This window comes from Halomonas sp. LMYGS-3, assembly GCF_059509875.1.
This window is the reverse complement of the sequence record NZ_JCAKFQ010000006.1, coordinates 110,980-127,594: the sequence shown is the minus strand read 5'-3', so window position 1 is coordinate 127,594 and position 16,615 is coordinate 110,980. Positions and strand designations below refer to the sequence as shown.

10 protein-coding genes are annotated in these 16,615 nt (G+C 65.2%); 5 read left to right on the top strand and 5 right to left on the bottom strand.

Features of this window, described 5'->3' with window-relative positions; all coding sequences use genetic code 11:
- Positions 1–7: 7 nt before the first annotated feature.
- From AC5W54_RS07820 to AC5W54_RS07805, 4 genes are all read right to left on the bottom strand, one after another.
- Positions 8–778, bottom strand: coding sequence for a hypothetical protein (locus AC5W54_RS07820; RefSeq protein ID WP_495961510.1), 771 nt, complete (start codon positions 776–778; stop codon positions 8–10).
- The gene (locus AC5W54_RS07815; RefSeq protein ID WP_495961509.1) at positions 775–5,754 is read right to left on the bottom strand and encodes a hypothetical protein; all 4,980 of its coding nucleotides are present in this window, start codon (positions 5,752–5,754) and stop codon (positions 775–777) included. Before AC5W54_RS07815 ends, AC5W54_RS07820 begins: the two co-directional genes overlap by 4 nt.
- 13 nt (positions 5,755–5,767) lie before the next feature.
- Positions 5,768–6,793 carry an Abi family protein gene (locus AC5W54_RS07810; protein ID WP_495961508.1) on the bottom strand — a complete coding sequence of 342 codons (1,026 nt, stop codon included), beginning with the start codon at positions 6,791–6,793 and terminating at the stop codon, positions 5,768–5,770.
- 355 nt (positions 6,794–7,148) lie between these two features.
- Positions 7,149–10,076: a DEAD/DEAH box helicase gene (locus AC5W54_RS07805; protein WP_495961507.1), complete on the bottom strand. Its 2,928-nt coding sequence runs from the start codon at positions 10,074–10,076 to the stop codon at positions 7,149–7,151.
- Positions 10,077–10,438: 362 nt separating this feature from the next.
- Here AC5W54_RS07805 and AC5W54_RS07800 point away from each other — a divergent pair, with 362 nt between their 5' ends.
- From AC5W54_RS07800 to pcaG, 4 genes are all read left to right on the top strand, one after another.
- Positions 10,439–11,644, top strand: coding sequence for an MFS transporter (locus tag AC5W54_RS07800; RefSeq protein ID WP_495961506.1), 1,206 nt, complete (start codon positions 10,439–10,441; stop codon positions 11,642–11,644).
- Entirely contained in the window at positions 11,645–12,562 is a 918-nt protein-coding gene (gene pcaQ, locus AC5W54_RS07795) for a pca operon transcription factor PcaQ (protein ID WP_495961505.1), read from the top strand. It begins immediately after the preceding gene.
- Positions 12,563–12,659: 97 nt separating this feature from the next.
- Complete coding sequence (gene pcaH, locus AC5W54_RS07790; RefSeq protein WP_102629493.1) at positions 12,660–13,400, top strand: protocatechuate 3,4-dioxygenase subunit beta; 741 nt, start codon at positions 12,660–12,662, stop codon at positions 13,398–13,400.
- Positions 13,401–13,457: 57 nt separating this feature from the next.
- A complete protein-coding gene (gene pcaG / locus AC5W54_RS07785; RefSeq protein WP_495961504.1) occupies positions 13,458–14,090 on the top strand; it encodes a protocatechuate 3,4-dioxygenase subunit alpha in 633 nt (210 codons plus the stop codon).
- Positions 14,091–14,153: 63 nt separating this feature from the next.
- On the opposite strand, the gene AC5W54_RS07780 is transcribed toward pcaG, so the two are convergent.
- Positions 14,154–14,612 carry a MarR family winged helix-turn-helix transcriptional regulator gene (locus tag AC5W54_RS07780; RefSeq protein ID WP_102629491.1) on the bottom strand — a complete coding sequence of 153 codons (459 nt, stop codon included), beginning with the start codon at positions 14,610–14,612 and terminating at the stop codon, positions 14,154–14,156.
- Positions 14,613–14,772: 160 nt separating this feature from the next.
- Between AC5W54_RS07780 and AC5W54_RS07775 the strand changes: the two genes are divergently transcribed.
- On the top strand, positions 14,773–16,611 hold the full coding sequence (locus AC5W54_RS07775) for a feruloyl-CoA synthase (RefSeq protein WP_495961503.1): 1,839 nt from the start codon (positions 14,773–14,775) through the stop codon (positions 16,609–16,611).
- Positions 16,612–16,615: the final 4 nt, after the last annotated feature.

Sequence of the window (16,615 nt, the reverse complement as noted above, 5' to 3'; positions counted from 1 at the left end):
GTGGGGTTTAGTGTTTCCTGCTTTTTCCCAAGCCATAAGCGCCTCCGTTGTATACTGTGGTCCGATCAAAATTGTCTTCTGAATACTCATATTCAGGTTTTGTATCTAAGGGTTTGCTGGGGGCTCTAGCTACTTCTTTTGAAGTGGTGTGAGTAACAGACTTGGTAAGCTCTTTCTTGTGGGGTTTTTTCATATGTTTAATTATATTTTTAGCACTTAAGCTGACGTTGCAGCACGGGCATCGTATTAGTGCAGGCTTTCCTTGAGGAGTCTTGGTTTTAGAGAGCTTTTCTATATCTTTTAGAAACCTATTATGAGCCCTTGTCTTGGCTGCCTTCTTGGCCCCCTCTGGGTTCGGTGTCGATTTTTCACGATACTGGACCTTTTCAACTTCATCGTAATACCAGAAGTGTGCTGTATTCGGGTCCTTCGCTCTGACCCCATGCCTCTTAAGCAGATGCGAAACTGTAGAAGATTTTGTGATCAGCTTTCCGCACTGCCAGCATTTGTAGTATTTTTTTCTTACCTTCACCTTTCCAGGAGGGGGAGGAACTTTGCCTGTCCTTTCAGCTATCCACCAATCCGGCCTGTTTGAAACATTGATCTTTCCCAAGCTCTTGGTTTTCTTGGGTGATTCATGTGACTTATTAATATGTTTTTTTAGGTTCTTTGGTTTTACCAATGTGCTGCACTTTGGACAGCGGATAAATTCTTGATTTCCTGACACTCCAAGATTGCTTGCTGGCACTTCAGCTTGAAAACTTGTCTTGTTTTTCATGATCGTGCCTCCTCAAAAAACGCCCACGCCTCTTCATAATCCTTCTCCCGATCCGGGCGGGTGAAGGGGGCGAGGTATTCCACCGTTTTCTCCCAGGGGCCGTCGGGGAGGGTGTCGTCGAGGTAGGTCTTGCGGACGACGCCTTCCTGGAGGTCCTGAATGTCTTCCCAGCCCAATGCGATTCCATATTCTGTCCCGTCTGGCGCCTCGATGGAGTAGTGGATGTCGTTGTCCAGGTCGCGGCGATTGGCTTTGCGGGGCAGGCCGACGCCGACGAGGCCCTTGCTGGGGGTGAAGACGATGCGGCCGCGGGCGTCGTACCAGGTATCGGCTTCATACTGGCGCATCACCGAGAACTGCACGCGGTAGATGGTCTTGAGTTCGTCCAGGGTCATGCCCAGTGCCTGGGCGACCAGCACGTCGATCTCGACCAGGGCCTGGCGGCGGGCGTAGTCGCTGCGCAGGGCGCAGTGGCGCTGCCATTCCGGTGTCAGCTTGGCGAAGAAGTCCTGATCCAGTAGCGGGCTCTCGCTGGCCCAGCTGGTTTGCCTGAAGTCATCCTGCCAACAGGATTGCCATAGGTCAGCGTAGTGCGTGGTCAGGCAAGCCAGAGTCAGCATTCGAGCCGTAACTGTGAAAGTAAGAGGAACTACTGGAAAAGATGAAATCCCCTGTCCATATAGATCACTTTTTCCTGTGCTTTTCAGGAAAAAATCATAAGCAGTAGAGTTTGCTAGAGTAGAAAAGTTGATGAGATTTTGAGTGTTTCTGAAAACTGTAGAAACGCAAGTGTTAATCGAAGCAGTACCTGGTGGGAAAATTCCTGAAATAAAAGTTCGTTCACCAGATTGGCTTAACTGGCGACGATGCTTGAACCTGTAATACTCTGTCACCTTTCTGGGCTGGCTTTCCCCTTCCTCGATCCAGCTGACCCGCGGCGTACGGGCGGCGTAGGTGTCCGCATCGCAGGCAGGCACATAGTTGGTGCGCGGCAGGTAGTCGTCGGGTATGGTTTCCAGGTCGAGGCTATCGTAGGCCTTGTTGCTGGAGCAGAGACGGCGCGGCGTATTATAGAACGAGTTACCGACGAAGAAGTGTGGGCCGCTTAAGATCCATTCGCTGGTATTATCTGGAAACCCGGTTTCCTCGCGCAAGGTGCCGTCGAGCTGGGCGTTGACCTGGTTCCAGTGCTGAGTGGAATAGTACTCGCCCTTGAGGTCGCCCAGGCGAGTGGGCTGGGCGGCGAAACGCTCCAGCACATGCATCAATTGCCGGGCATGCAGGGCTGGCAGGCGCGCCTGTAACGGCGGTGTGTCGGCCTCGTCGTAGAGCGAAGCGAACAGGCCCAGGGTGTCGGTGTCGATTTCTATTAGACGGTCGCGATGGCCGGTGAAGTTCCACTTCACCCGTGGGCGACCGTCTTCGCCCTCGTACTCCTCCTTGATGCCGGGCACCTCGCCTTCGCCGTTATGGGTGAAGCAGGCATCGATAGTATTGGGCACAAAGAGATTGCCAAGCTGCCAGAAGCGAGGTGATATCTTGGCTGGTCCGTAGATATTGGCGCTATATCGCGTATGGTTATCGACCTCGGCAAATAGCTTGGTCTCATTGATAAACTGGAAATGTGCCCGCAGCCGGGGATAGACCGCCTCGCGGAAGGTGCCACCCTTGGGATCGTCGTAGATGCTCTCGGGATGCAGGAAGCCCGCCACACCCTGTTCGCCGCTGAGCCGCCAGGCGGTGGGCAAAAAGCACTTGTAGAGGTTGGCTTTTTGGCCGGCCAGCAGCGGATAGTTGCAGTCGGCATTGAGAAACGCTTGGGTCGCCTCAGCTTCTTCGTACTCCTCGCGCCATGCGGTAAGCAGGGCGGGGTGGTCGTGGAAGGCCTGCTCGCGCAACTCGGCCAGCTTCGAAGCGGAGACCTTGCGCAGGGCGAAGAGCGGCTGATGGTCGCCCATGATGCCGCCTTCCTGCCATTCCACCTTGAGCCAGGGGGGATTCCCCAGCACCAGGTCGAAGCCGCGGCGGCCACTGACGGCGCCGGCGAAGATATCGGCGAACTCCAGCTCCCAGTGGAAGAATCGGCGCTTTTCTGCCAGCTCGTCGGCGAGCTTGAGGCGCGGGCAGGCGCGGAACAGGGTGTCGAGCTTGACCACGCCGAAGCGGTCGACGAAGCGCTGGCCTTCCTCCACCCGGTCCGGCTCCAGCTGGAAGAGGTCCGGGGTGTCGTGGCTGGGGCCGGCGCCGATGGTGTCGCCGAGCAGCAGGGTCTCCAGGTCCCACAGCCACTCCTCGCGGCTGGGCAGTTCCTCGGCGCGGTCGATGGGCCAGAACCAGAGCGCGCACCAGTAGTCCATGGCCAGCTTGAGGCGGCGGTAGGCTGGAGCACTCTGCTGGTAGCGCTCGGTGAGTGAGGCTTCCAGGGCGTCCTTCCAGGCCAGGCTGGTGGCCTCGCCCTTTGCCTCACGTCCGTAAATGGGGTAGGGGTCGCTGGTGCTCTCGCGGACCCGGGCCAGCTCCCGGGCGTGCTCGGCCCAGAGCGCCTCCGCCTGGCGGCTGAGCTTCTGGAGTCGCTTGAGCTCGCCGGCGTCGAAGGGCTTATTGAAGGGCTTCTTCCAGGCCTTGATGGTGGCCAGTTCGTCCTTGAAGAGCTGCTTGGCGACCTTGTCGGAATAGTCGGCCATGCCGGGATAGGGCAGCAGGAAGTGCCAGATGGGCGTGGCATCATCAACGCCGGTAAAGGCTGCGGCCTCCTCCTGGGAGAGACGTTCGGGATCGCCGGCGCGGTTGAGCCAGGCTGCCGGGTCCTTGGCCTTGAGCTTCAGTGCACTGGGCGAGTAGGCCTCGCGGCGGGCGCCGATCAGCGAGTTGCCGCTGCGCAGCTGGAAGCCGAACCAGGGCACGAAGCGGTCGGCAGAGAGCGCGCCCAGCCACAACGAGACTTCGGCCAGCTCCACGGCGACGGGGTTCAAGTCGACCCCGAAGACGCAGTGGTCGGCCAGGTACATCTTCACCCGCTGTTTCTCATGGGCGTAGTCGGCCTGGGGGATCCTGTCGGCGGCCGGGTCTGCCTGCTGGCGGGCACTCTGGGCCAGGGCCAGATATTTGTCGGCGAGCTGGTCGATGGCCTCGTTCAGGAAGGCCGCGCTACCCATGGCAGGTTCGCAGATCGTCAGGCTGAGCAGGCGTTCGGCGCGGGCGCCGTCATCGGGCAGCGGGTCAAGCTGCTCGGCATACAGCTCCTTCAGGGCGTACTTGACCAGCGAGCGTGTGAGGACCTCCGGGGTGTAGTAGGAGGCGGACTTCTCACGGTCGCGGCCGGCCAGGCGGTAGAGGAAGCTGCCGCGGGGATGTCGGCGCAGCACCGCGTGGCCGGCGTCGTCGCGGTCGTAGACCTTCTCGTCGTCGCGGAACTGTTCCAGCTGCTCGGCGGTGACGAAGTAGCCGGTGTCCAGTGGGTCGGGGTTGGCCTCGCCGGCCTTCTTGACCTCGAAGAGTTCCTGCTCGGCGAAGAAGCCACGGTAACTGAGCAGCGCCTCGTAGACGGCGCCGAGCTGGTTGATGCCGAGCCGGGCATAGCTGATGCGCCCGCGGCGGCGGTTGTTGCGGCTGCCTCGGCCCCCGGCAGGCCGTGACAGCGACATCATCTGGATCACCTGCTGCCAGACGGCGTTGGGGAAGACCACGCCATCCAGCAGCTTGGTGCGCTCGGGGTCGAAGAGGTGGCTCTTCAGGGCCGGCAGGGTGAAGGCGCTACGACCGGCTTGGCGGGCGGCTGATCCATCGACATTCGGGCCATCGAAGTCGAGGTTGTCGGTGCGGGGTTGCTCTACGCCCTCGTGGACCAGGCGGAACAGTCGGGTGATGGAGTGGTGCATGAAGCTGCCCTGGCGTTCGCGCTCGCTGGTGAGCGGCACCATCTCCAGTTGGCGCAGGCCCTCCAGGGAGTAGCCGCTGAGGTAGACGGCGCTGTCCACCGGGGCGTAGCCGAGCTCGGGGCGGGCCTCGATATAGAACAGGAACAACAGCCGGTACATATAGCGCAAGCACTCGCGGGAGAGTCGTTCGGGGTCGAGTTGGCCGGAGTAGATGCCCTCCTTGCGGGCGCGGGCGCGCTCTATCAGCTGGCGGGCAGCCTCGTTGCCAAGTAGCTCGATGCATTCGCGCAGAGCGTACTTAAGGTCTTCGCTGACCGCGTAGGCGTGCTTGTGGGCGTTCTCGTCGAGGCTGTCGAGCAGGCTCTGGCCGTTGGCCTCGAGCAGCGATTCGCGCCCCAGCAGCACGCTGGCCGCCTTCAGCGCCTCGAGCTCGCGGCGGGCCAGGAGTTCCACCCAGTCGAATCGCAGCAGCTGGCCGCGGGCGAAGCGGCTGCGATCGACCAGGACCCACTGGTGCGGGGCCACCAGCAGTACCCAGCGCGGCGGGCGCTCGCGGGCGAACACCTCGCGGGAGAGCAGGCTCTGCCAGCTGGGAGGCGTCTCCGAGTCGAGGTCGCGCTGCAGGGTGGTGGGCAGCGGGGTCTCGGAGAGCGCCTTGTACTGGGCAGGCAGTGGCGCGGCGGCCAGAGGGTCGCCTTCCGGCTCCTCGAGTGGTATCGCTTCGATGACCCACAGCAGGGGCGTGCCGTCCTGGCTGGCCAGCTCCGCCAGCAGCGGGATCTCGCAATCGTCGCTAAGCAGGCGCCGCTCGGGACGCGCCGTGTAGCCGAAGGCCTCGAGCAGTGGGCGGGCCAGCGCCCTGGCGGTGTCCACCGCCTCGCGGGCCCTGCCGCGCCGGGCCAGGGCCTGCACGGCCTCGATCTCGCGCAGTCGCTCGAAGGCGTTGCGACGCAGCGTGGCCCAGGGAGTCTCCTCACCAGTGTCGGTGGCGCGCTGCTGCCAAGACTCGATCACCCCGCGGATGTCGCCCTCGAAGATGTCGGCGAGGTAGTGCTCGCTGTAGAACTCGTTGTCGTTGACGATGCCTGCGTATGCCATAGCGTGCCTTGCCTTAAAGCGTCTGCGCACCGCCGGCCGCGGCCGACGATTGCGGATGAAGCGATGCGAGTCGTGCTTGCCAGTCGTCCGGGAAGCCCATGGGAGGACGGGGGATATCGGGGTATTCCTCGAGCAGGGCATGCAGGCGACCGGGCCAGCGGGTGTCTGGGCTGATCTGGGTGGTGAGATAGGTCAGCATGGCCAGAACGGTGAAGAGGCGGCGAGGCGCATCCCGGCTGGTTTCGCCATCCGGTGATGGCAGCTTCGCCGGCCAACTGGGGGGAATGCCGAGCTCTCGGTTCCATAGCCTGGCGTGGTGCGCGCAGATATTGCGCACGAAGTTCAGGGTGTGGAGCCAGCTGCCGAGGACCTTCTGCGGGAGGCCGAAACGCGTCGCGATCGCTTTCCTGTCCCGGTCTTTCGCCAGGCCCTGATAGAGGTGGGAGATGGCGCCCAGGCTCATCTCCTCGAGTACCGCCCAGGATGGCGGCAGGCAGGGATCGGAGTAGGTTTCGGCGTAGAAGCGGGGATAGTTATCTCGCTTGCGGCTCTCGATGCGCTGACCCTTCACCTCGCCGGATACGTGACTCTTGAGGATCTGTTGCTGCTCGCGCTGGAACTTCGCACGCTCCGACGCCAGGGTGTTCTCGATATCGCCGATCATGCGACCGAAGCGGTAGCGATAGCCGAACAGGCTCCGGTCCAGGTACCAGTGGGGGCCGTAGGTCGGCGCCATATGGTGGCTGATGCAGGCGCGGACGGCGACCTCGACTCGTTCCAGCGAAACCATCATCAACTGCCGCAGATCACTGTCGAAGCGGTAAACCTGAACGATATCGGCGAGCTGGCTACCAGGCCTGAAAGCGTGGGCGCAATCCTCCGGGTGTTGGAAGGGGCGCATGTAGGGGCTGAGCCTGAACAGCGTCGTGACTTCCAGCAGGCGGAGGGCTCGTTCGGCATCCTGCACCTGCAGGCCGCGCTCGATCAGCAGCTCGAGCTGTTCGCGGGTAGTGAGGGCGGGCTTGGTGAAGCGAGTCATGGGGCCACCTCCGGTGCGGGGTGGCCGTTGGCTTTGCGGCGGGCAATAAAAAACCCGCGCGATTTGAGCGTGAGGACCGAAGTCCACATAGGCTTGGCGGGTGTATTGATGCATATGTTAGTAGCGGTGAGGGTGTGACGCAAGGGGGCAGGAAGCGCGTATGCAAAAGAAAACCCGCACGATTTAAGCGTAACTGCCGGAGCAGCCATAGGCTTGGCGGGTGTGTTGGTGACAACTCTATGCACACCGATATCGGGATGCAAGGCCCCAGCCGCTGCGACAAACCATGAGCCGAGGCGCCTGACGGCGCCATTCGCCCGGCAGAGCCAGGCTCCCACAGGGAGTCGTGCAATGCTCACCGTTGCTGCTCCCTTGGTGTGGCGGGGTCGCCGGTGAAGACGGCAGCGACCTGGAGCCAGGGCTGGCGTTCGATCTGTTGAGTGGCTTCCAGCCAGTCCAGGTAGTCGTCGAAGACGCGCTGGAGCTGGGCGGTGCGCTCCTCTCGACGGCGCTGCTTGCGGGCTTCCTGCTCGCGGCTGGCGGCGAGGTCGAGTTCGATCTGGCGTTGATGGTGGGCCTTGAGGGCGTCCATGGCCTGCATCTGGGCGTTGAGGCGTTCGTTGAGCTCGGCTTCGCGAACCTGGCGGGTGGCCTCGAGGTAGCGCTCGGCGGCGGCCACGGCGGCGGGCAGGGCGTCTTGCAAGGCTGTGGTATCACCGGGGATGCCGGGATTGGGCAGGGCGGTGGGGTCGAGTGCCAGCTCGGCTAGGGCCTCCTCGAGGGGCATGGGCTCGCCGACGCTGCCGTTGGTGGTCTCCACCGGCACGGCGCACCAGGCCTGGATCAGCGACTGGCCGCGGCGGTTGGGGTAGCCACCCTGGAGCAGGAAGCGGGCCTGGCCAGCGGGAAGGTGGCCGGGCACGCGGATCACCGGGGCGGTGTGACGGCCGAAGGCGTTGAGGATGCGGTCGCGCAGCCATTCCGGTACCGGGTGCAGTGGCCAGAGGTACTGCACGGTGGGCCAGGGATCGTCCTCCTGGCGAGCCTGGACGAGGGCCTGCTGCATGCGGGTGATGTCGGCGGTGAGAATGAAGCGGTCGTGCTCGGGGCGGATCTCGCGAGGCAGGTAGGCGAGCCGCTGGCGCAGGTCCTCGGGGGCGACGAGCTCCAGGCGCTGGGCGCGCTCGTCCACGCTGGCTTGCAGCTCCTGGCCCTGGTCGCGCATGGCCTGGCGCAGCCAGTCGATGGCCGCACGGGCCCAGGCAAGGGTGCTGGGGTAGAGCCGCGGTGGCTGGGCGGTCAGCGAGGCCAGGTCCCGGGTGGGCGGAGCCTCGGGGATAAAGGCCTTCAGCGGTGACTCGCTGTGCGCGAGCTGGTCGTCGAGTAGGCCGGCGAAGATGGCGGAGAGGTCGTTGGGGTCGTCATCGCGCTCCAGCACCTCGGCCACCTGGGCCTCCTGCTCTTCCTGGGTGCGGCCGGCGCTGAACTCGGAGGGGTCGCCGATGTTGCGGCTGGCCTGGTCGTCCTTGTCGATCAGCACCTCGAGCACACGCTGGTCGCCGCGCACCTTGGGATGCTGCGACTCGGTGAGCAGGTAGCGGATCTGTGGCATGCGGCTCTGGCCGTAGCGGTCGATGCGGCCATTGCGCTGCTGGAAGACCATCAGCGACCAGGGAATATCGAAGTGCACCAGGCGATGGGCGCGGTGGTGGAGGTTGATGCCTTCGGCGGCCACATCGGAGCAGAGCAGCAGGCGCAGCGGGCTGTCGCCGCGGTTGAAGGCCTCCACGGTAGCCATGATGTCGCGGTCGCGATCGGTGCCACGCAGCACGCCCATCTGGTTGGCCTTGAAGCCGGCGTCGGCGGGCAGATGCGTCTCGAGAAACGCTAAGGTCACCAGACTCTCGGTGAAGATCACCAGACGGTCGTCACTGTCGCGGCTCCAGCCCAGTTCCCCCTGGCCGGCCTTGCGGCCCAGCAGCTCGAGAAGCGCCTGGTACTTGCCGAAGCATTCGGGGGTGACGGCTCGCACCGCCAGGGCCAGGCCCTCGAGACTTAAAATGTCGACGTCGCGCTCGGTGCTTCGCTCCTGCTTCTGCAGCCGAGTCAGGCGGTTCTCGATGGTTGAGAGGCAGGCCGCGGGGCTGGAGAACAGGGTCTTCTCCAGGCGGGTGCGAAACAGGCCGCTGCCGGCGGTGCGTCTGCCGTCCAGGGTATGGAAGCTGACGTTCATCAACTCACCGAAGGCGTGCTCTTCCTCGGGGCTGGCCGGGGCCCGGTGGCGGGCGATCTCGCGGTCGGGGAAGTCGCCGAGCTGGTCGCGCACGTCCTTCTTGAAGCGGCGGATCACCATGCCCTTGTCGCGGAAATCTTCGTGGGCATAGTCGCTGGGGTTGGCGATGGCCGTGGGGTCCAGCATGTTCATCAGGCTGGCGAAGCTCTCGGGCTTGCCGTCGTGGGGCGTGGCCGAGAGCATGATCAGGGTGTCGGAGCGGGTGGCCAGCAGTCGGGCCAGTCGGGCGCGCTGGGAGGCGCCGTGGGCCCCGGCTCGCTCAGCCACATTGTGGGCCTCGTCGATGATGATGATGTCCCAGTGGGCCTGTTCCAGGTAGTGGCGATACTCGATGTCCTGCTTGAGGGTATCGATGGAGATGATCGCCCGGTCAAAGTAGTGGAAGGGGTTGTGGTTGGCCGGGATGCGGCCCCGTACCCTTGCCAACCCCTGGGAGTCGAGCCGGGTGAGCGGGATGGTGAAACGGTTCCAGAACTCCTGCTGGAACTGGCCGAGCATGGATTTCACCGCCAGTACCAGGATGCGCTTGCCGCGCCCGCGATGGATCAGCTCGCTGGTGAGGATGCCGGCCTCCAGGGTCTTGCCCAGGCCCACCGCATCGGCGATCAGGATGCGTGCCCGTGGCTGGCCCAGTGCCTGGCGGGTGGGCTCGAGCTGGAAGGGTAGGGCGTCCATAGCGGCGTGGTGGCCGAGATGGATGCGCTCGTCGGTGGGGGCGGTGTCGCGCAGCTGGGTGGCCAGGTTGAGCAGGCCGGCACGGTAGCCCTGGGAGAGATCATCGACCAGCTCGGTGGTGGCCGGGTCGAGGATGCGAATGTCGTCCTCGAGCCGACTGAGGAACTGGGCCTCACGACCGCGTACCAGCTCGGAGAGCCCGGTGCAGCCGAGCAGGTAACCGCCGTCGCTCGAATGGTCCAGGCGGGTGAGGCGCCACTCGGCATCGCGGATTTCCAGGCGCATGCCCGGTGCAAACTGCTGGTGCTGGCCCATTCTTCCCCCGGCGTACTGCACGCGCCCGTTTTCGATTCGGGGGACGCGGTCCTGGCATCCAGTCGCGCATCCCAGCGGCATCCTGGCACTTTTGCATGAAGTGCTCTAATGAAGCTTAGCGTAACAAAGTGTCATCGGGCTGTCTGTAGTGCCAATGGCGAGTCTTGCTTCTGGATTGGCTAATAAAGTTTTTGTTTATCAGATGCTTGTGGGGAAGGTCGGTGGTGGCGAAGCGGGCTGCCATCCGGCCGTGGAAAGTTTGCTAGGACCTTTTGTTAGGGTGCTAATAAGGAGTGCCCCATGGCATGATGCCGAACCGGCCTGCGGGCCGGTTTAGGCTTTCTGGAGACGGGGAGAGGGGCATGAACCAGGACGCGGCGACCATGGCATCCTCGGACCGGCTGCGCCAGGCGCTGCTGGCCTATGGCCTGCTGTGGTGCCTGGGGCTCTATCTGCGCCTGACGGTGCTGGTGGTGCCGCCGCTGATCCCCCAGCTCAAGGCGGTGCTGGGCTTCACCGGCGGCGAGGTGGCCATCGCCACCAGCCTGCCGCTGGTGACCCTGGCGGTAGGCGGCCTGGCGACCGGCTGGCTGCTGGCCCGGCTCGGGGTGCGCCACTGCATGCTGGGCGGTCTGGGAGTGATGGCGATCGGGAGCGGTCTGAGGAGTCTTCCCGACGCCTTCGTGCCCTTTATGCTGGCCACCCTGCTGATGGGCGCCGGCATCGCCCTGATGCAGGCGGCGATGCCGGTGCTGGCCAAGCTGTGGGCGCCCGAGCGCATCGGCCGCGCCTCGGCGGTCTACACCAACGGCCTGCTGGTGGGCGAACTGCTCGCCGCCGGGGCCACCGGGCCCCTGGTGGCCGCCTGGCTCGGCGCCCAGTGGCAGTGGGCCTTCGCCCTGTGGGTCGCGCCGGTGCCGCTGCTGATGCTGGCCCTGGTGGTGGGCGGCCGACGCCTGCCGGCCATGACGAGTGGTGCCCGGGCCGCCGGGCTGATCCTGCTGGATGCCCGCGACGGTCGCATGTGGCGCCTGGTGGCGCTGCTCGGCGCGGCGGCGGCGCTCTACTTCACCGGCAACGTCTTTTTGCCGCCGCTGCTCGAGGAAAGCGACCGCCTGGCGCTGCTGGCGCCCAGCCTGACGGCGCTCAACGGCGCCCAGATGCTCTCCTCGGCGCTGCTGATCCTCTACGCCGATCGCCTGATGGGGCGGCCGTGGCCCTTGATCGCCATCACCGCCCTGGCCCTGCTGGCGCTGCCGCTGATGCTCTGGCTGCCCGGCCGCGGGGTGGTGTGGGCCGCCGGGGTGTTCGGCTTCTTCACCAGTGCGCTGTTCATCTTCGTGCTGGCGCTGCCGGCCTGGCTGGTGCGCCTCGAGGCGCTGCCGCGGCTGATGGCCGGCATGCTCTGCTTCGGTTATCTTCTGGTCTTCGCCATCACCGTGGTCGGCGGCTGGCTCAACGACCTCTCGGGGACCGTGGCGCTGGCCTTCCTGCCGACCCTGCTGATCAGTCTGGTGGCCATGGCGAGCACCCGCCGACTGCTCGCCTCCCGCCAGCAGGAGACCTGAATGCTCAATGCCCGGATCAAGCTGCGCCACCTGCAGGCCTTCCTCGAGGTGGCCCGCCAGCGCAGCTTCGCCCGAGCCGCCGAGCGGCTGGCGATCACCCAGCCGGGCATGTCCAAGACCATCCGCGAGCTCGAGGAGCTCCTCGACACCAGCCTGTTCGAGCGCACGCCCCAGGGCGTGGCCCTGACCCAGGCGGGGCTGACCCTGCTGCGCCACGCCGGGCCGGCACTGCGCGCCCTGGAGGAGGGCGTGGGGGCGATCGGGGATACCCATCAGGGGACGCGCTGGCTGCGGGTGGGGGCGCTCTCCACCGTGGAGAGCCGGCTGCTGCCCGAGGCGCTGCACCGCTGGCACGCCGAAGGCGCGACGCACGGCGAGGTGGGCGTCAACGTGGTCACCGGCCCCAGCGCCTTCCTGCTCTCGCGGTTGCGCCGCGGCGAGCTGGACCTGGTGGTGGGGCGCATGACCGAGGCCCGCGAGATCCAGGACCTGGCCTTCGAACACCTCTACTACGAGCGACTGCTGCTGGTGGTGCGGGCCGGCCACCCCCTGGCCGGCGTGGATCCCCTGCCGCCCGAGGCGCTGACCGATCACCCCTGGGTGTTGCCACCGCCCCAGACCACCCTGCGCCAGCAGGTGGACAGCTTCTGCGTGCGCCACGCCCTGAGCCTGCCGTCGCGCCTGCTGGAGACCCTCTCGCTGCCGCTCAGCCGCCACTATACCCTCGAGAGCGAAGCGATCTGGGTCGCCCCGGAGGAGGCCGTCGCCGAGGATCTCGCCGCAGGCCGGCTGTGCCGATTGAGCCTGGATCTCGAGTCCCACGGCGGTTCGGTGGGGCTGTGCACCAACGCCAGCATGCAGCCTTCGCTGGCCCTGGAGGCCTTCTGCGAGATCCTGCGCCAGGTGGCGGCGGTATAACCACTGGGTTATGGGGGTGGGGCGAGACGTCAATTGGCAGCCCTGCGACAAGGCGCCACACTGAGCCCGATCAACCCCAGCCCAGAGATGACTCGACATGCAGCACGACAACAAGCGCTACGTGGAGCGCGACCGTGACTGGCACCCCGCCGCCTACACGCCCGGCTACAAGACCTCCGTGGCCCGTTCGCCCAGCCAGGCGCTGGTCAGCCTGCAGGCGCCCAGCGTCTCCGAGCTGACCGGTCCGGACTTCCGCCGGCTGCGCATGGGGCCCCACGACAACGACCTGCTGCTCAACTATCGTGAAGACCCCGCGTTGGCAGGGGCGGCTGGCCTGCCGGTCGGCGAGCGGATCATCATGTTCGGCCGGGTCATCGACCAGTTCGGCAAGCCGGTGCCGCACACCCTGGTGGAGATGTGGCAGGCCAATGCCGGCGGTCGCTATCGCCACAAGAAAGACGCCTACCTGGCACCGCTGGATCCCAACTTCGGCGGGGTGGGGCGCTGCCTCACCGACGACCAGGGCTGGTATCGCTTCCGCACCATCAAGCCCGGTCCCTACCCCTGGGGCAACGGCATCAACACCTGGCGCCCGGCGCATATCCACGTCTCGGTGATGGGGCCGGCGATCTCCACCCGCCTGGTGACCCAGATGTACTTCGAGGGCGACCCGCTGATCCCGATCTGCCCCATCGTGCAGACCCTCAACGACCAGGAGGCCGTCGAGACCATGATCGGGCGCCTCGACATGGCGCGCAGCCGCCCCATGGACTGCCTGGCTTACCGCTTCGACCTGGTGGTGCGCGGCGAACTGCAGACCTATTTCGAAAACCAGTAACCGGTTCGACAACCAGTAATCGCTTCGAGAACCAGTACAGGATGGGGTAACCAGACCATGCAACAGCCGAATTCCCGACCCTGCAGCGAGTTGATGCTGCGCGAGACCGCCTCCCAGACCGCCGGCCCCTACGTGCATATCGGCCTGGCCCTGCACGTGGCCGGCCTGCCCGAGCGCGACGAGGAGATCTGGAGTGAAATGGCCAGACCCGAGGCCGAGGGCGAGCCCATCGAGGTGGTCGGCACCGTGATCGACGGCAACGGCGACCTGGTGCGCGACGCCCTGCTCGAGGCCTGGCAGGCCGACGCCCAGGGCCAGTACCGGCCCGAGTTCGATCTACACAAGCCCTTCAACGGCTTCGGTCGCACCGCCACCACCGCCGAGGGCGGCAGCGAGTGGTCGCTGACCACCATCAAGCCCGGCGCGGTGACGCGCGGCGACGGCAAGGTGATGGCACCGCACATCAACCTGGCGGTCTTCGCCCGGGGCATCAACATCCACCTGCAGACTCGCCTCTACTTCGAGGACGAAGCCGAAACCAACGCCGCCTGCCCGGTGCTCAATGCCATCGAGTCGCCGGCCCGACGCCAGACCCTGATCGCCAAGCGCGAGGAGGTCGACGGCAAGGTACGCTACCGCTTCGATATCCGCCTGCAGGGCGAAGGCGAGACGGTGTTCTTCGATTTCTAAACGCTTCGATGTCTGATTGGTCGTCACGACGGTGACGTCGGTCCCGCCTCGGCGGGGCCTTTTTCATTTGTTCTGACGGGCCGCGATGATGCGGTCGAGGATGTCGAGCAGCCACTCCCGCTCCCCCTCCTTCATGAAGGTGTCGAAGCCTTCCTCGCCCGCCACGACCTTGCGATTGAGGCGCTCGGTGAAGGTCTTGCCCTTGCTGGTCAGATAGAGGGCGTAGGAGCGACGGTCGTTCTTCGACTTGCGACGCTCCACCACCTCCATGCTCTCCAGCTTGTCGATGGCGGCCACCATGGCCGAGCGATCCACGTCCAGGGCCGCGGAGACCGCCGACTGGGTGAGCCCCGGGTTGTGGTAGATGATGGCGAGGATGCTGAACAGCCCTGGCGTGATGCCTTCCTGGGCGCAGGCCTCGAAGAAGACATCGAAATAGACGAGCTGCGCCCGGCGCAGCTTGTAGCCGAGGCGCGATTGCAGCATCGAGTAGTCGATTCCATTCCTGTCGTCGCTGTTCATGTGTCTGCCTGCCCCTCATAGACCAATGTTTAACGTGCACAATGTTTTGTGGTTAAACAGTTTGTGAAAGTATTGAGGTGCATGCTATCAAGGCGCCGCTGTCTAGGGTAGCGCACGCCATCACCGATCCTGACAACGATCACAACCCGCAGGAGCGCCCATGTCCCACCCCTTCCGCGATGTCCGTTTGGGCACTGCTACCGCCAAGTTGCTCCCGCGCGCCGACGGCACCCAATTGCTCAATGTCGAGGAACCGCTGGGCGACTACCCCGCCACCCTGCTCGAATGCCTGCATCGCTGGGCCCGTGAGGCGCCGGACCGGACCTTCGTGGCGCGGCGCGATGCCCGGGGTGAGTGGCAGCGCCTGAGCTATGCCGAGACCCTGACCCGGGTACGCCATCTGGCGCAAGGACTGTTGAATCACGGCCTGAGCCCCGAGCGGCCCCTGGCCATCCTCGGTGGCAACTCCATCGAGCACCTGCTGCTGGCGCTGGCGGCCATGTACGTGGGCATCCCCTTTGCCCCCGTCTCGCCGGCCTACTCGCTGGTCAGCCGGGACTTCGGCAAGCTGCGCCATATCGTCGAGCTGCTGACCCCGGGCCTGCTGATGGTCGATCGGGCGGAAGACTTCGCCGCCGCCCTGGCCGCGGTTCGCCCCGACGACTGCGCCTGCCTGGCGGTGGTCCCCGACGGGGTGTCGGGCGTGCAGGACGTCGCCGAGCTGCTGGCGACGCCGGTGACCGAGGCGGTCGATGCCGCCCATGCGGCCGTCACCCCCGATACCATCGCCAAGTTCCTGTTCACCTCCGGCTCCACCGGCATGCCCAAGGGGGTGATCAATACCCACCGCATGCTGTGCGCCAACCAGGAGATGCTGGCGGCACAGATGCCCTTCCTGCGCGACGAGCCCCCGGTGCTGGTGGACTGGTTGCCCTGGAACCACACCTTCGGCGGCAACCACAACATCGGCATCGTGCTCTACAACGGCGGCAGCCTCTACATCGACGATGGCCGTCCGGTGCCCGGCGAGTTCGAGAAGACCATCGCCAACCTCCGCGAGATCTCGCCGACGGTCTACTTCAACGTGCCCAAGGGCTTCGAGATCCTGGTCGACTACCTGAAGCGCGACGATGCCCTGCGTGAGACCTTCTTCTCGCGCCTCAACCTGATGTTCTTCGCCGCGGCGGGGCTCTCGCAGCATATCTGGGACGAGCTCGACCGCCTGGCGGTCCAGACGCTCGGCTGCAAGGTCGGGATGCTGACCGGGCTGGGGGCCACCGAAACCGCCCCCTCGGCGATGTTCGCTTCCCTGGAGGAGTCGCAGTCCGGCGTGGTGGGCCTGCCGGCCCGCGGGGTGACGGTCAAGCTGGTGCCCAATGGTGGCAAGCTGGAGTGCCGGGTGAAGGGTCCCAGCGTGATGCCGGGCTACTGGCGCCAGCCCGAGGTCACCGCCAGGAGCTTCGACGAGGAGGGCTTCTACTGCCTGGGCGATGCGGTCAGGTTCATCGACCCGGCCGAGCCGCAGCGCGGCATGCGCTTCGATGGCCGCATCAGCGAGGACTTCAAGCTCGATACCGGTACCTGGGTCAGCGTCGGGCCGCTGCGCGCCCGCATCATCGAGGCCGGGGCGCCCCATGTGAAGGATGCGGTGATCGCCGGGCTCGACAAGCCCTATGTCTCGGCCATGGTCTTCCCGGACCTGGAGAAGTGCCGTGAACTGGCGGGACTGGACGGCACGGCAGAAGCCTCTGTGGTGCTGGCCAGCGAGCCGGTGCGCGAGCGATTCCTGCAACTGCTGCGCGACCTGGACGCCCAGAGCACGGGCAGCTCGACCCGGGTGCGTCGGTTGGTGCTGCTCGACGCGCCGCCGCGCCTGGATGCCCATGAGGTCACCGACAAGGGCTCGATCAACCAGCGTGCCGTGCTCGAGAACCGGGCCGCGGTCGTGGTCGGCCTCTACCGCGATGCGCCACCGCCGGCCGTGCTGCGGCTCGACTGAGTGC

What these genes read in the sequence shown, in the direction of transcription:
- AC5W54_RS07810 (WP_495961508.1), bottom strand. Translation starts at nt 6,793, where the DNA reads ATGACTCGCTTCACCAAGCCCGCCCTCACTACCCGCGAACAGCTCGAG.
- AC5W54_RS07800 (WP_495961506.1), top strand. Translation starts at nt 10,439, where the DNA reads ATGAACCAGGACGCGGCGACCATGGCATCCTCGGACCGGCTGCGCCAG.
- pcaH (WP_102629493.1), top strand. Translation starts at nt 12,660, where the DNA reads ATGCAGCACGACAACAAGCGCTACGTGGAGCGCGACCGTGACTGGCAC.
- pcaQ (WP_495961505.1), top strand. Translation starts at nt 11,645, where the DNA reads ATGCTCAATGCCCGGATCAAGCTGCGCCACCTGCAGGCCTTCCTCGAG.
- AC5W54_RS07820 (WP_495961510.1), bottom strand. Translation starts at nt 778, where the DNA reads ATGAAAAACAAGACAAGTTTTCAAGCTGAAGTGCCAGCAAGCAATCTT.
- AC5W54_RS07780 (WP_102629491.1), bottom strand. Translation starts at nt 14,612, where the DNA reads ATGAACAGCGACGACAGGAATGGAATCGACTACTCGATGCTGCAATCG.
- AC5W54_RS07815 (WP_495961509.1), bottom strand. Translation starts at nt 5,754, where the DNA reads ATGGCATACGCAGGCATCGTCAACGACAACGAGTTCTACAGCGAGCAC.
- AC5W54_RS07805 (WP_495961507.1), bottom strand. Translation starts at nt 10,076, where the DNA reads ATGGGCCAGCACCAGCAGTTTGCACCGGGCATGCGCCTGGAAATCCGC.
- AC5W54_RS07775 (WP_495961503.1), top strand. Translation starts at nt 14,773, where the DNA reads ATGTCCCACCCCTTCCGCGATGTCCGTTTGGGCACTGCTACCGCCAAG.
- pcaG (WP_495961504.1), top strand. Translation starts at nt 13,458, where the DNA reads ATGCAACAGCCGAATTCCCGACCCTGCAGCGAGTTGATGCTGCGCGAG.